Annotated in this window: 17 protein-coding genes; 8 read left to right on the top strand and 9 right to left on the bottom strand. The window is 60.1% G+C overall.

Going from position 1 to position 14350, the window contains the following annotated elements; all coding sequences use genetic code 11:
- Window positions 1–32 precede the first annotated feature (32 nt).
- Together B8783_RS10925 and ggt are read left to right on the top strand one after the other, a co-directional pair.
- Window positions 33–314, top strand: a complete 282-nt coding sequence (locus B8783_RS10925) for a hypothetical protein (protein WP_084420158.1) — start codon at window positions 33–35, stop codon at window positions 312–314.
- Window positions 314–2089: a gamma-glutamyltransferase gene (gene ggt, locus B8783_RS10920; protein ID WP_084420157.1), complete on the top strand. Its 1776-nt coding sequence runs from the start codon at window positions 314–316 to the stop codon at window positions 2087–2089. The genes B8783_RS10925 and ggt overlap by 1 nt, the downstream gene beginning before the upstream one ends.
- Here ggt and B8783_RS10915 read toward each other — a convergent pair.
- Genes B8783_RS10915 through B8783_RS10900 form a run of 4 tightly spaced genes read right to left on the bottom strand, consistent with a single transcriptional unit; the run spans window position 2086 to window position 6467 of the window.
- Window positions 2086–3492, bottom strand: a complete 1407-nt coding sequence (locus B8783_RS10915; RefSeq protein ID WP_233355754.1) for a sensor histidine kinase — start codon at window positions 3490–3492, stop codon at window positions 2086–2088. The genes ggt and B8783_RS10915 overlap by 4 nt on opposite strands.
- A gap of 15 nt (window positions 3493–3507) precedes the next feature.
- Window positions 3508–4944: a dihydrolipoyl dehydrogenase family protein gene (locus B8783_RS10910; protein ID WP_084420156.1), complete on the bottom strand. Its 1437-nt coding sequence runs from the start codon at window positions 4942–4944 to the stop codon at window positions 3508–3510.
- Entirely contained in the window at window positions 4941–5690 is a 750-nt protein-coding gene (locus B8783_RS10905) for a TVP38/TMEM64 family protein (RefSeq protein ID WP_084420155.1), read from the bottom strand. Before B8783_RS10905 ends, B8783_RS10910 begins: the two co-directional genes overlap by 4 nt.
- A gap of 42 nt (window positions 5691–5732) precedes the next feature.
- Window positions 5733–6467, bottom strand: a complete 735-nt coding sequence (locus B8783_RS10900; RefSeq protein ID WP_233355753.1) for a DUF547 domain-containing protein — start codon at window positions 6465–6467, stop codon at window positions 5733–5735.
- Between the two features lie 236 nt (window positions 6468–6703).
- Between B8783_RS10900 and rpmH the strand changes: the two genes are divergently transcribed.
- The 5 genes from rpmH (at window position 6704) to B8783_RS10875 (ending at window position 10221) form a co-directional block, all read left to right on the top strand.
- Entirely contained in the window at window positions 6704–6838 is a 135-nt protein-coding gene (gene rpmH / locus B8783_RS10895; protein ID WP_018148127.1) for a 50S ribosomal protein L34, read from the top strand.
- 32 nt (window positions 6839–6870) lie between these two features.
- Window positions 6871–7263: a ribonuclease P protein component gene (gene rnpA / locus B8783_RS10890; protein WP_084420153.1), complete on the top strand. Its 393-nt coding sequence runs from the start codon at window positions 6871–6873 to the stop codon at window positions 7261–7263.
- Window positions 7264–7299: 36 nt separating this feature from the next.
- Window positions 7300–9141, top strand: a complete 1842-nt coding sequence (gene yidC, locus B8783_RS10885; protein WP_233355752.1) for a membrane protein insertase YidC — start codon at window positions 7300–7302, stop codon at window positions 9139–9141.
- Complete coding sequence (gene yihA, locus B8783_RS10880; protein ID WP_084420151.1) at window positions 9138–9782, top strand: ribosome biogenesis GTP-binding protein YihA/YsxC; 645 nt, start codon at window positions 9138–9140, stop codon at window positions 9780–9782. The genes yidC and yihA overlap by 4 nt, the downstream gene beginning before the upstream one ends.
- Before the next feature lie 61 nt (window positions 9783–9843).
- On the top strand, window positions 9844–10221 hold the full coding sequence (locus B8783_RS10875) for a glutaredoxin domain-containing protein (protein ID WP_084420150.1): 378 nt from the start codon (window positions 9844–9846) through the stop codon (window positions 10219–10221).
- A 19-nt stretch (window positions 10222–10240) separates the two neighbouring features.
- Here B8783_RS10875 and B8783_RS10870 read toward each other — a convergent pair whose 3' ends face one another.
- From B8783_RS10870 to B8783_RS10860, 3 genes are all read right to left on the bottom strand, one after another.
- Complete coding sequence (locus B8783_RS10870) at window positions 10241–10735, bottom strand: hypothetical protein (protein ID WP_084420149.1); 495 nt, start codon at window positions 10733–10735, stop codon at window positions 10241–10243.
- 104 nt (window positions 10736–10839) lie between these two features.
- Window positions 10840–11325 (bottom strand): hypothetical protein, encoded by a 486-nt coding sequence (locus tag B8783_RS10865; RefSeq protein WP_084420148.1) that lies wholly within the window; start codon window positions 11323–11325, stop codon window positions 10840–10842.
- A gap of 241 nt (window positions 11326–11566) precedes the next feature.
- Window positions 11567–12496: a hypothetical protein gene (locus B8783_RS10860; RefSeq protein WP_139792333.1), complete on the bottom strand. Its 930-nt coding sequence runs from the start codon at window positions 12494–12496 to the stop codon at window positions 11567–11569.
- Window positions 12497–12670: 174 nt separating this feature from the next.
- On the opposite strand from B8783_RS10860, the gene B8783_RS10855 reads away from it, so the two are divergent.
- The gene (locus B8783_RS10855) at window positions 12671–13144 is read left to right on the top strand and encodes a GNAT family N-acetyltransferase (protein ID WP_084420146.1); all 474 of its coding nucleotides are present in this window, start codon (window positions 12671–12673) and stop codon (window positions 13142–13144) included.
- Window positions 13145–13161: 17 nt separating this feature from the next.
- On the opposite strand, the gene B8783_RS10850 is transcribed toward B8783_RS10855, so the two are convergent.
- A complete protein-coding gene (locus B8783_RS10850; protein ID WP_084420145.1) occupies window positions 13162–13713 on the bottom strand; it encodes a lipocalin family protein in 552 nt (183 codons plus the stop codon).
- Window positions 13714–13873: 160 nt separating this feature from the next.
- Window positions 13874–14260 (bottom strand): hypothetical protein, encoded by a 387-nt coding sequence (locus tag B8783_RS10845; protein WP_139792332.1) that lies wholly within the window; start codon window positions 14258–14260, stop codon window positions 13874–13876.
- Window positions 14261–14350 lie beyond the last annotated feature (90 nt).

Below are 14350 nucleotides of genomic sequence, written 5' to 3'. Positions count from 1 at the left end.
AGTAAGGCCAAGGTATCGAAGGAGTTGAACGCATGGCAATTGCATTCCGGATTGTGGCGCTGGCCGCTTTAGGACTAAGCGGAACTGCTTTCGCGCAAGGCGCGTCAGACAAGGCCGATGAAGAAATGCCGACACTGTCCGATTGTCTCTCCAGCGTCGATACTGGCGACAGTGACGCGCTTGATGCCTGCGTCAAAGCCAATGTAGACGAGATCTCACAATTCATTGAGGCGAACCCGGACGGGTCTGGCGATCCGGTCGATGTGCCTTCGAAGACGTCTGACACGGACACCCAAACGGAGCCTGCCCAGTAATGAAAACCAGCCTTACCGTCTCCAGCCTTCTCGCGCTTACCGCCTTGGCGGGATGTCAGCCAAAAGCTGAAATTCCTGAACGCCCAACTCTTGAGGAGACCGGCCGCACCGCCGCGCCAGAGCGCGAGTGGACCAAGGGGGCGATGGTCGCCGCCGCTGATCCTCGGGCTGTTGAGGCGGGCCTTGAGATCCTGCGCGATGGCGGCACCGCCGTTGACGCGGCGATTGCCGTGCATGCGGTGCTAGGCCTCGTCGAACCGCAAAGCTCTGGCATCGGGGGCGGGGCTTTCATGGTCTATTACGACTTTGAAGCTGATGAGCTGACTGTTTTTGACGGGCGCGAAACAGCGCCTGCAGCTGCCACCGAAAACCTGTTCATCGAGGACGGGGAAGTTCTCTCCTATTTGCCAGCCTGGCAGTCAGGGCTGTCGACGGGCGTTCCGGGCATAGTTGCCCTTTATAAAAGCGCGCATGATCAGGCGGGGAAGGCCGAATGGGCTGACCTGTTTGCGCCAGCGATTGAGCTTGCGACTGACGGATTTGAAGTTTCGCCGCGTCTGGCGGGCCTGCTCGCCAATGAGCGCCTGATTTCGGCGATCGACCTTGATAAACGCCCTGACAGCGCGGCTTATTTCTTCCCAGATGGCAAGCCGCTCAGCGTCGGCACCGTGCGTGATAATCCGGCCTATGCGGCCACGCTTCAGGCGGTCGCCGATGAAGGGCCGAAGGCGTTTTATGAGGGCAGCAATGCAGCCGCGATTGTCGCGGCCGTTGGTGAAGCGCCGCGCCCCGGCGCGATGAGCGTTGAGGATCTTGCTGAATATCAAGTCAAAATTCGCCGTGCGCTGTGCAGTGACCATGATGACTTCCGGATCTGTTCGGCGCCGCCGCCAAGCTCGGGTGGGATTACCCAGAACATGATCGTCGGTCTCTATGACCGCATGTTGCCGGAGGGTGAGGACCTTACGGACGAGGAGAAGCTGAAGGTATTTGTCGATGCCCAGCGCCTCGCCTATGCCGACCGCGATTACTATGTCGGCGATGCAGACTTCGTGCAGGTTCCATCGGACGATCTGATCAACCCTGTCTATCTCGATGCACGCGCCGAGCAGATTGCGCCAGTTGATGCGACGCCTCAGCCTGGTGACCCGGGTGAGGTGCTGGGTCGTGGCCCAATGCTGGGGCTCTGGGGCCGCGACATGACAGATGAAACACCGGGCACGACTCATTTTTCGATCGTGGACAGCTACGGCAATGCCGTGTCCATGACAGCAACCGTCGAGTCGCCTTTTGGCAATTCGCGGATGGTAAACGGCTATCTGCTCAACAATGAGCTGACGGACTTCTCGCGAGAGCCGCGTCTCGGCAATCTGCCGGTCGCGAACGCGCCCGGCAGCCGGAAGCGTCCGCGTTCGTCCATGTCGCCGACCATCGTGTTCGACAAGGATGGAAAACTGCTGATGGTGACCGGGTCGCCGGGCGGCAACTCCATCGTTGCCTATGTCGCCAAGACGCTGATCGGCGTGCTCGAATGGGATATGTCGGCGCAGGATGCTGTGAACCTGCCAAATGTCATCGCGCGGGGACGCAGTGTCGGGGTCGAAGTCGACACACCCGGCGGTCAGGACTGGGCCGATGCGCTGTCTGATATGGGTTATGAGGTTGAGGAACGCACCGGCGAGAACTCAGGCCTGCACGTGATTGTTGTGCGCGAGGACGGACTGGAAGGCGCAGCTGACCCACGCCGCGAGGGCGTTGCGCGGTCGCCAGACTAGGCGGCCTCACCCGATTTCAGAGTGAGCCGGAACACCGTGCCGGTCGTATCGCTTGAGACCAGTTCCAGATCACCGCCCATGGAGCGGGCAAGGTCCCGCGAGAGCGCGAGGCCGAGCCCGGTGCCATCCCTCCGCGATGAGGCGGCGAAGGGTTTAAAGAGGTTGTCGCGCGCCTTCTGGGGCAGGCCGGGGCCAGTATCGGCGAACGCCAGCGCCCCATCTTCAAGCGTCACTCGAAAACGGCCCTGACCATCCATGGCTTCAGCGCCATTGCGGATGAGATTGGCGGCGATGCGATAAAGATGATCCGGGTCCGCCCTGCCGCGTACGCCTTCCGGCACTTGGTTCGTCAGGGAGACGTCCGGATAGGGGCCGAGCGCTTCCAGGGCGGCCTCGCTGATAATGTCCCCAAGCGATACCTCCTGAAGCCGCGCAATGGGCGTGCTGGAGCGGCCATATTTCAGCGTGTCGCTTGCCAGATTAATGGCCCTCTCAAGCGCCCGTTCAAGCCGGGGCACCGAGCGTTGCACCCGGGGATCGTCCGAGGCAGAGAGCGCGTCAGAAGCGATCTGAGCGGTTGCGAGGGAGTTGCGCAGGTCATGATTGATCTTGGCAACGGCCTCGCCCAGCAGGGCCAGCCGCTCACGCTGGCGGAAACTGTCGGAGACCGCCGTTTCCATATCTGCGAGCGCATTTTGGGCGCGGCCGATTTCATCGTTCCGGCGTGTCGGTGTGAGGCGCTGCGTCCACCCGCCCGGATTGTCCTGAAACTGGATGACCGAACGGGTCACCTTCTGCATGGGCCGAACGACGAGGAAGATCAGCAAGAGATAGATCAGTATGCCTGCGAGGAAGGAAATCAGCAGCGAAATGATCAGGATGCGCGCGCCAAAAGCGGTCAGGCCGGTTTTGAGGGGTGCTTCAGGCACGATAATTTCCATGACCCGTCCGGGCGCTGACCCCATGGTGCGCACGACAAGTGTGCGGCCTTCGGGGGCAAACAAGGTTGCGAGGGTCTGCGTGATCGAATTGAAAAACCCCTCGCCCATCAGATCGACCGTCTTCATCGGGCCGCCAATAGGCATAGCGGGCGGCAAGACCTCTGACCTTTGACCGTTTTCAATCTCGGTCACGGCGAGCACTTCGGCGCGCATCAAGAGCTCGTTCGACAGCTCATCAGACACCATCCGGCTCGGCGCGGCATCAAGCGACAGCGCGGCCACCCGGGCCGCCTGAACACGCTGGTCGAGCCAGCCTGCGCGGTAGTTTGCGGCACTTGGCAGGAAGACCAGAAATTCAACAATCAGAATAGCGGCCACCGTCACGGCGAACAGCCGCACGCTCAGACTGTCAAACAGGCCGGAGCGCGTTTGTTTTTTCGAGAGGATTTCAGCGTCATCCACGCGGGTGCAGTTACGTCAGGGGATGCGCTGAAGCAAGCTTACCAGCGTGCGGGCGGGCTTGCCGAACACCGCGTCCTGAAAATGAGCACTCGCTGCCCGTTTCACCACTTCGGTCCGTGTCGGATAGGGCGAGATGAAATTGGTGAGGGATGTCAGCTTCATATCATTCGACATGGCGTACCCAATCAGCTGAATGATATCGCCTGCGCCTTCGCCGATAATCGACGCGCCGACCAGCTTGCCTTTGCGCAGGATCAGCTTGCATTCGCCAACGGTCTTGCCCTCGGCAATGGCGCGGTCATTCTCTTCAAAGGCAAAGCATGAGGTTTCAATTTTGTCGCCGTGCTTGTCGCGCGCTTCAGCCTCGGTGAGGCCGACCTGCGCAATTTCGGGCGAGGTATATGTGACAGCAGGCAGGGGCAGGGACGAGGCCTTTGTGCGCTGTTTAAAAAAGGCGCGGCGCACCAGGACCGAGGCGTGCCAACCGGCGAGATGCGTAAACTGGCCCTGGCCGGCGACATCTCCCAGCGCCCAGACGCGCTTGTTTGACGATGAGCGCAGATTGTCACCGACGACGATGCCGTTTTTGTCGGTTTCGACGTTTGCGGTTTCCAGTCCAAGGCCGTCAGTGATGGCTGACCGCCCTGCGGCGACCAGAAGATGGCTGCCCTCAACGAACACTTTGCCATCACCGCCCTCGGCCTCAACAACAATGGTGCTGTCCTTCTGAGAGACGCCAGCAGCCTTGTGATTTTCGAGGATGTTTACGCCCTCACCCTGCAGCACCTCCGAGGCTATCGCCGCATGGCTGGCATCAGCGCGCGCGAGAACCCTGTTCATTTCAATCACGGTCACATCGGAGCCGAGACGTCTGAAGGCCTGCGCCATCTCCATCCCGATCGGTCCCCCGCCCAGAATGATCAGATGCTTGGGCAGCTCATCAATCTCGAAGATTGTTTCATTCGTCAGATAGGTGACGTCGGAGAGGCCCGGCACCGGTGGGATTGCGGCTTTCGACCCGGTTGCAACCACGATGCGGCGGGCGCGCACGGTGGCGGAGGGTGAGCTGATCACATCTTCGTCAATGAACTTGGCGTGCTCACGGATCACGGTGACACCAAGGCCTTCGAACCGTTCCTGACTGTCGACGGGCGCGATGGTGTCGATGGCGCTGCGGATGTGCGCCTTCACCTTCTGCCAGTCGGCTACTGGTGTTCCGGACACGACGCCGAATCTGTGGCTTTCACGGGCCGCTGCGGCGTATTTGGCTGCTGAGATCAGCGCTTTTGAGGGCACGCAACCGGAGTTGAGGCAATCGCCGCCCATTTCGCCTTTCTCAAACAGGACCACTTTAAGCCCCAGCTGGGCGGCGCCAGAGGCGGCCGACAGGCCGGCAGACCCTGCGCCAATGACGACGAGATCAGCCTGGAGCTTTTGATGTGTATTGGTCATTGTGCGGCCTCTTCGAGTTTGGCTGCCTTGTTGCCAAAGAATTTCTTGTAGGCCACCGGCAGCAGGGCGACGACGCCGAGGGCGACGAATGCCGGTATGAAGTTTGTCACGGCGCCAAGCAGGGATTGCGTTTCGCCTGCATCGAATGTCGCGCCGAGGCTCGCCCCAATCCAGGTGTAGGCCAGCACACCAGGTATGATGCCAAGCGCAGTGGTCAGCAGGAAGTTCCGATAACGCGCCCCGAGAAGCGCAGGGGCTATGTTGGCGACGGGAAACGGAACGAGCGGAAGAAGGCGCAGCGCAAACATGTAGGAGATCGAATTCTCCTTGAACCCGGCCTCCATCTTCTTCACGAAGCCACCGGCTTTCTCACCGAGAATTTTGCCAAGTGACGTCTTGGCCGCAAAGAAGAGCAAGCTCGCGCCCAGCGTGGCGCCTGTGACGGTTGCCAGCGTGCCGCCAATCAGGCCGAAGAGCAGCCCGCCAGCCACGGTGATCCACAATGCCCCGGGCAGCATGAACAGCGTTGCGAGCGCATAGATTGCGATATAGGCGGCGATCGCCAGCAGCAGATTCTCTGTCACAAAGGCCTGTAGCGTTTCGTTCTGGCGCTGCAGCGTCTCGATAGAGAGATAGTCGAACAGGCCGATATACCAGGCCGTGCCGAGACCGGCCGCAATCAGGTAGACCGGCCAGAGCCGCACCCATATCGAGGTCGAGGATTGAGATGCGTCTTCGTCAGTCATTGATCGGGCCGCCTTGTTTGCCGGCGTTGTGGGAGATGTCATTTATTTACCGGTCCCATTGAGCGACCAGTCATATTCGTAGCCGCGAATGTCGTTATTGGCGCGGATGTCTGCTGCAAGGCTGTCATCGGCATAGTTCAGCAAATGCTCGATGACGCTGGCTTCGCTGCCGCCGAAATCTTTCTGGAACCAGTCATAGATGCTGGAGACCTCCAGTCCGCCGCGCTCGCGGACGGTAACGCCGCGCGGATGATTTACATAATCGCGAGCGGCTGCATCGAGGTCTTCGTCCAGCGTCTCAGCGACCCATGGCTCACGGCGGAGATTCGGGCATCCATAGGAGGCGCAATTGATTGAATAATGAAGACGCGGATCATCAGACCATTTCACGCGCAGAACATCGTGTTCAATCGCATCGAGCGAGAGCTCGCGGCCATCGGCCTCAACCTTGATCTTCTTCCATGGGCCGGTCGAATACCATGGCTTGATCGAGTCCAGCGGATACTCGCCAATGATGTATTGCACCGTCACCGCATTGTAGAGGTTCGCCCAGGCGGCAAACTGCTCGTCGCGGGTCAGGTCATCGAAGCTCAGCTCAGCAAACTGATCGATATAATTGTCCAGCTTCGTGCGGTCGGCCGAGTTGGCTTTCAGGGCGCCATAATCGACGCGGTTCACGCCATCCTTGCTTTGCTGGACATAAGTTTCCAGCAAATCTCCCCAGGCTTCATGAGAGATGGAAGTGTTCTGCGCCAAGGCGGTCGGTACTCCGGACAAGAGGATGGCGCCAAGTATCGCGCACTTCAGGTGTGGGCTGGGAGATATAAAATCTGGAACTGTCATGTCCGTTGATATAGTCTGGTCAGATAGTAAAGCATGTCACAAGCTGATCGCGTGCGATCAAACACTTGTGAAGCGCCGTGACTGGCAAGATGGCCTTGACCCATTGGGACACAGCCTGTATCAGCCGCGTTTTCCGAATTCGGTCAACACTTGAATGAGGCTCGACGCCCATGAAACGTACTTTCCAGCCAAGCCGCCTGAAGCGCGCACGCCGCCACGGCTTCCGCTCCCGCATGGCCACCAAGAATGGCCGCAAGGTGCTGGCACGCCGCCGCGCCAAGGGCCGCAAGCGCCTGTCGGCCTAGTCGCCGCGCCTGCGCCGGTCGGGGGTTTCCCCATGGCACATGGTAATGATTCAGATGCTGAGGTCGTACGGCTAACCGTGCGGCCTCAGTTTCTTTTTGTGCGCGGCGGATTGTCCGAGCGCCGACGCAGCCTTGTCATTCAGGCCCGGCGCACGAGACCAGCAGACGCGCAGCCCGTCCGAATTGGCGAAGGCTATACGGCCACGAAAAAGGTCGGAAATTCAGTCATTCGCAACCGCTCGCGCCGTCGTCTGAAAGAGGCAGCCAGGCAATTGCTGCCACAGTATGGGCTACCGGGTATGGATTATGTGTTCATCGCCCGCAGGGATACGGCTGATATTGGCTGGCAGCGTCTGCTTGACGATATGGAAAGCGCGCTGATAAGCCTCCGCGCAACCTTTGAAGCGGGGTCGGGCCCGGCCTGACCCCTTTCGTTTATTGAGACCTGGCGGACAAAAGATATGAATAACGGGATGGACCCTCAGGACCAGCGCAATTTTATCATCGCCATGGTGCTGATGATTGCCTTCGTATTTGGGTATCAGGCGTTTATCGTCAATCCGCAGCAGAAGCAGCGCCAGCAGGCCCAGGAACAGGCCGAAGCCGGACAGGAGCCAGGCGCACCCGCTGACGTATCGACGCCTGTTGATACCGCCCCGAAGCTTATTGAATCGATAGATGAGGCGCTGACCACCAACCGGCGCCTGACGGTTGATGCCGCGCGCATGGACGGATCGATCCGTATGACTGGCGCGATCCTCGATGACCTGAAGCTGAAAGATCATTTCACAACCGTTGAGAAAATAAATGAGCTCAGGCTGCTGCGCCCGACCAATGTGGCCAATGGCTATTATGCCAGCTGGTACTGGTTCGACGGCAATTCGCCTGTAGCTGGCCCGGCCGCTCAATGGCAGCTTGACGGAAATGCAGAGCTGACGACCGGTTCGCCGGTCACGATGACCTATGAGGGCGAAGGTGTTTCAATCGAGCGGACCATCTCCGTCGACGACAATTACATGTTCACCTACACCGACCGCGTGACCAATACCGGCGCTGAGCCGCGTACGCTGGCGCCGCTCGGGTCGATCCGCAGGCAGGGGGAATGGAAAGCCTTCCTCGACGCGACAGACCCCGGCACCTCACGCACATCCGGCATGGCGCTACAGGGACTGATCGGCGTCTTCGACGACAAGCTGACCTGGCGAAGCTACAAGAACCTCGAAAAGGGCAAAGGCATCAAGGATGCTGGCTCTGACGGCGTGCGGCGCGCGAACGAGGGCGGCTGGATCGGCTTCACCGACAAATATTTCATGGCGACGCTCATCCCTGAGCAGCAGTATGAGTTTGCCGGGCGTTTCCAGCGCCTGTCACGCGATACGGGCCCGGTTATTCAGGTCACGGCTGCGAGTGCGGGACGTGTTATTGAGCCTGGCGAGTCCATCGTTTCGGAGAACCGCATCTTCGCCGGCGCGAAGGAGCTTGCCGTTCTGGACGCGTACAAGGACGCAGGCGTGCCGCGTTTCGACGACTCGATCGACTGGGGGAATATCCTCTATTACATCACCAAGCCGCTCTTTGCGCTGCTGCGCTGGCTTGAAGGTATGGTCGGCACATTTGGCCTCGCCATTCTCGCGCTGACCGTGATCGTGCGTCTGCCGCTCGTTCCGCTTTACAACCAGTCCTACAAGTCGATGGCCAAGATGAAGAATCTGGCTGAGCCGATGAAGGAAATCCAGGAGCGGTTCAAGGAAGACCCACAACGCCGCCAGAAAGAGATCATGGCGCTGTATCAGCGTGAGAAGGCGAACCCGATTGCCGGCTGTATCCCGATCCTGCTGACGATCCCGGTCTTCTTCGCGCTCTACAAGGTGCTGTATGTGACGATCGAGATGCGCCACGCGCCATTCCTGTACATCAAGGACCTCTCGGCGCCGGATCCGTCTGCGATCGGTAACCTGTTCGGCCTGCTGCCATGGGCGGCGGCTGATGTGAAAAACATCCCGATTGCGGGCATCGTTCTCGGCATCGGTATCCTGCCGATCCTCTACGGTGTGACGATGGCGGCCATTCAGGCGCTTTCACCGCCACCGACCGACCCGACGCAGAAGATGATCATGCGCTTCCTGCCATTGATCTTCCTGTTCGTGTTCGCCGGATTTGCTGCGGGCCTCGTGATGTACTGGGTGTGGTCGAACACGCTGTCGCTGATCCAGCAATACTTCATCATGCGCCGTAACGGCGTCGAGACGGAGTTTGACAAGCTGCTTGGCCGCATCTTTGGCGGCAAGAAGGACGGCGTGTGAGCGAGACGCCCGAATTCACCGAGGAGACGCTGGAAGCTGCGCGCGTGCTGTGCGCGGGCCCTTGTGACTTTCTTCTCGGGGCAGCTGGTCTCGTCCAGTTGCCTATGGCTGACCGGCCCGAGATCGCCTTTGCCGGACGATCCAATGTCGGCAAGTCGAGCCTGATCAATGCGCTGCTCAACCGCAAGAACCTTGCGCGTGCCTCGGCAGCGCCCGGCCGTACGCGTGAGCTGAACTATTTTGATCTTGGCGAAGGCAAGATGTGGCTGGTTGACCTTCCAGGCTTTGGCTATGCGAAGGTGTCCCGCACCCAGGCTGAGACGTGGATGAAGCTGACGCGGCAATATCTGCGTGGGCGGGTCAATCTGCGCCGGGTCTTCCTGCTGGTCGATAGCCGCCGCGGCCTGATGGATACCGATATCGACATCATGGACATGCTCGACGCCTCTGCCGTGAACTATCAGATCGTCCTCACCAAGGCGGACAAGATCAAGAAGACCGAAGCCGAAGCGACGCGTGACAAGGTGCAGGCCGCCTTGAAGAAACATCCGGCGGCGCACCCCGTAATCCGGATGACATCAGCTGAAAAAGGCTGGGGCCTGCCTGAGCTGCGAGCCGAAATCTACGGCCTGACTGTCTGACAAGGCGGAACCAAGCCATAGGCCCCCGCGCTCTGCTGATAGAAACCTGATGGAGCCACCTATGCCCGCCAAGACGAAATTTACGCCCCGTGTGATCCTGAAAAAGGAATGCCCGTTCTGCCTGAAACTCGTGATCTTCCTGAACGAGGCAGGTCTAAAGGACGAGTTTCGCTATCTCACGGTCAAGGGCGATACGCCTGAATATGAGGAAGTTCGAGGTATCCTTGAAGAGACCTTGGGCGAAGCGAGCTTTCCCACGGTCGAAGTTGCAAAGGGCGAGTTCATGTCCGGCAGCGATGACCTGATCGACCATTATGCAAAAGCAAACAAGATCGATCGCGAAGGCCTGACCCTCCTGTCCTATTATGAAGATGGCGTCTTTCCCTTCATCCTCGACATGTTTGAGGAAAATCAGGCGCTAAAAGAGCAGCTCGATTAGCGCTTGAGAGGCCTGCCGTTTAGTCGGAAACTGCCGCCAGTTTTTCACGCGTTTCTGCATGTGCGGACAGAAGCGCCTCGGCGACCGATAGCGCCGTGACGCACTCTTTTGTCAGTCCTGTATTGGAAACGAGGAAGTCATATTCAGCGCGCGATCCGTTGTCGGCATGATCCTCGAAGATCTTGCGACCCCGTTGGCGTTCAGCCTCTCCGGCGGTGAGATCAAGTCGGTTCGATGGATGCGAGGCAAGCTGCATCACTTCCTTAAAGAGGTTTTCAGCTGGCTCATTCGCACGAACAATACCCATGAAGGCTTCAGGGTCCTTCATGTTGGGCGCGACACGCCGCGTCATATCCATCTCCCCTTCATTGCGGCCGATGCAGTACATCACTTCGTTGTAGTCCTGCTGAGAGATGGCAGGCTCCAGTCCTGTCGCCGTCTCCGCCAGAGCGATTGGTGCCGCAGTGAGTGCACACGCACCCAGCGCCAGAGCGAAAAGATGATTGGCTGACATTTAGAGATCTCCACCGTTTGCAAGCCAAGACGATAAGCACCGGCCGATCTCTTGAATTGTATATTTACGACGCCGGGGGCGGAAACTTTTTTGAGGGGGTGGGCCTAGTCCGACCCGGTCAGCACCTGCGGAATGTAAGGCCCATCCTTTGCGGATGTTCGCTTCCAGCATTTGCACCAGCGATCCCAGTCATAGGCTTCACCGCTTGCGTTCACATAATGCGAGGCTTCGGCGTAGGAGCCGTCCGCACGATTGCCGTAGACATCGGCAAGGCCGTCGCCGGTCGTGTCGCAGACATAGGTGTCGCCTGTTGTGAGGCAGGCATTCGCGCCGGTTTCCTGGCCGAGTTCATAGCCCTCAGGCCATGCACCTTGATTGGCGAAGCGATCCGGCGACCAGTAGGGGCCGTCATACGCCGTCTCAGACGGATCGGACGAGACGTAACGTTTGTCGTAGGCAGCGTTCGCGATCTCTTCGGTTTTGACGTACCGGTAGCCCTCGGGCTTTGGCGTGCTGCAGGCGTGGGCAAAGACCAGCCCCGCGGCGACGATGGCGATGGCTGGCAGCGGAGAGAGTCTGGCGGCATTCATAAATTGGCGTTCCTGTCAGGCTGGTCTGGCAAGGGTCTGAAAGCTTGCTGACCGTCCGCATGATCCGGGCCATCATTGGCGCCGGGATAGTGACGACGTTTTTGCAGACAGCTTGGCGGCTTTTCTGGCCGCAACATGGATGCAGGTAGACGACGTCCGGTGTCAGTCTGGACGCTTCAATGAGCGCTTTCAACTCTTCTCATGCTGCCCGGCCCGTAGGGGGGGCCGAGTCATTTGTTTATTACCGGTCTCGCTGGTCACGTATCCCTGAACGCATGCCACTGCGCTGGCGATCTTCATTGCTGCGGGCGAGCGGCTGTGCGGGGCGCGGTGCCTCTGAACGCGGCGTCTGCGGGCGTATCGTGGGCTGGGGCTGGGGCTGAGGTCTGCTCTGCTGCGTGGGAAGGGTGGCCCGGCCTAGGTTGTTTTCCTGACGGGCGCCGCCCAGCAGGTGATCCCGGCGCGGATTGGTGGATGGCGTGCCGCCACGATTGCCACCGACGGTTGCAGGCGTCGACACGGGCGGTGTCTGGCCATAGCTGCCGCGCCCGCGGTTCCCATCGCGGTCGCTGTCACCGCCTCGACCCCAACTGCCGCCACGGCCTTTATCGCCGTCATGGCCTCTGTTGCCATCGCGCCCCCGGTCACCGCCCTGATTATTACCGTGCCAGTCGCGACCGCGATCGTCGTTATCGCGGTGATGGTCGCGCTGCTGGTCCCGGGTTCTGTGATACCGGTCGCGCTGGTCGCGATCGTGGTGATCACCGCCGCGGTCACGCCAGTCGCGATTATCATTTGTCCCGTGATGGCGTGGGCGCTGATCTCTTAGATGGTAGGGGACAGCGTCATAGTGGCGATAGGAACGGTTGAGCCGGTTCTGATAGGCGACCCGTGTCGGATAATAGACGTTCTGGGAATACACGACCGTGCCGTTGGAATAATAATAGCCGTCGCCATAATAGCCGCCACCATAGAAGCCGTTGGGCTGGTAGCCCTCGCCATAATAGGTTTCGTCATAATAGCCGCCGCTTGAGCCGTAATACCCGTCATCGGCATAACCATAATCATCGTAATAGCCGTAGGTGGTGCAGCCCGTCGCGAACAGGCCAGCGGTAACCAGTCCAAGTGCGATGCCGGCGCGTCTCAACAGTGTGGCGCTCTTATGGGTCATCATTTCTCCAGTCGGTCGTTTTGATCATTCTGTGTTCATCCTAGGGGGCGCCGCCTGACTGCAGGATGAACGCGCGTTAAGGAATGACAGCTGATGGGCGTTGGTAAAGGTTTTCGATGATCTTTCGCGCGGGGTGCTTGCCAGCGTTCGCATGATCGGTCATTTCTCGCCTCAATGTCCCTGATCATCCAGCCCGCCAATCTTGATGCTGCCGATTTTCATGCGCTGATCGGCGCCCACAAGGCGTTGATGCTGGAGACGAGCCCGCCGGAAAGCTCGCATGCCCTGCTGATCGACGGGTTGAAAGATCCGAGCCTCACCGTCTGGGAGATGCGCCATGATGACAAGCTGGTCGGCTGCGGCGCGCTGAAGGCGATGGAGGGAGGCAGGGCCGGTGAGATCAAGTCGATGCACACCGTGGCCCAGTTCCGGGGCAGTGGCCTTGGCCAGTCCATGCTCGGCCATATTATGAGCGCCGCGCGCGAGCGCTATTATAGCGACCTCTATCTTGAGACCGGCGCGCAGCCCGCCTTCGCCCCGGCGCGGCGGCTCTATGAGCGCCACGGCTTTGCCAAGTGCGGGCCGTTTGCAGGCTATATCGAAGACCCCAATTCGGTGTTCATGCACAAGGCGCTGACCACCGATTGAGGTGCCGCCCCGCGCCCCTACTGGGTGTAGATCAGCGGTTCGGTTTCAAAGCCCTTGGCCTCTGCGGCCGCGAGCATCCGGTCAATCACGGTCTGGTCCGGCTGAGCTTCGCGGGCAAGGATCCAGAGATATTTGCCATCGGGGGAGCCGACGAGCGCGGCGGAATAGTCTTCTTCCAGCGCGAGGATCCAGTAGTCGCCAGAGGCAAACGGCACCCAGTCTGGCGCGAACTTCACTTTCAGCTTGGAATTGTTCGAGCCTTCGACGACGCGGGCGGTGCCCTCGGCGCGGTCGGCCTTGCCGGTTTCCGTGTCGATACAGGTGTTGACGACCTTCACCGTGCCATCCTCATTCAGCGAGTATTCGGCGGTGGGCTTCACGCAGTTTTTCTCAAACCCGTTCGGATAGCGGGCGATTTCATACCAGGTCCCGGCATAGCGGGTGAGGTTGACCCGGTCGACCGTGGTCGGCTCGCCGCCGGTGTCGCGATAGGACGGCTGACGGGTCATGCAGGCTGCCGCGATCAGGGGCAGGGCGAGGAGGGGAAGGGCAAGATAGGCTTTACGCATGGCGGGCTCTCATCGAGGTCAAAAGTGGTGTTCGAGATGAGGTAACGCGCGGAGGTGGGGAAAGGTGGCAGGCAGGTGTAGCTTTGTCGCAGCAGGTGCGGCCGCAGACCCTGGTTTCGGGCCGTGCGGCATAGGTGTGGCGGGTATGTTGGGGGTGGCGTTAGGGCGGGCGGAGGCAGGCGAGCGCGTTTGCGGCGGGTGCCGCTGCGCGTGGCATGAAGGCCGGGGCGGATGCCTGGAGTGCGACGACACCCATGCGGGCCGGGCAGGGGCCATAGCCCTCATCTGCCGGGGCCATGCGCGTCCAGGGTGTGCGATCAAAAGCGGGGGACAGGGCGCCGCGCTGGGCGCGCTCGTCATCAGACTCGTCGCACCATTTCACCCAGATGCGGCCATCACGCTCCAGCTGCCAGCTGAAGAAGCGGCGCCCTTCGAGCTTGTAGACCTCGATCGTGTCTTGAAGCCGGTGCAGCCAATACCACAGCACCGGCCAGTAATAGACCGGCACGCGAGTATGGCACCAGAGGATCGTCTGCCAATCGAGCATGGCGCGAAGTGTAGGCGTGGGCGTGGGGGCGGGGATGAATTTTGTTTTTGGGTGGGGCGGCCCTCTGCCCGGGAAGACAGGAGGCCGGTG

This window comes from Henriciella litoralis, from assembly GCF_002088935.1.
Classification (GTDB): Bacteria; Pseudomonadota; Alphaproteobacteria; order Caulobacterales; family Hyphomonadaceae; genus Henriciella; species Henriciella litoralis.
The sequence above is the reverse complement of the archived record's forward strand: the minus strand, read 5'-3'. Positions and strand labels throughout refer to the sequence as shown.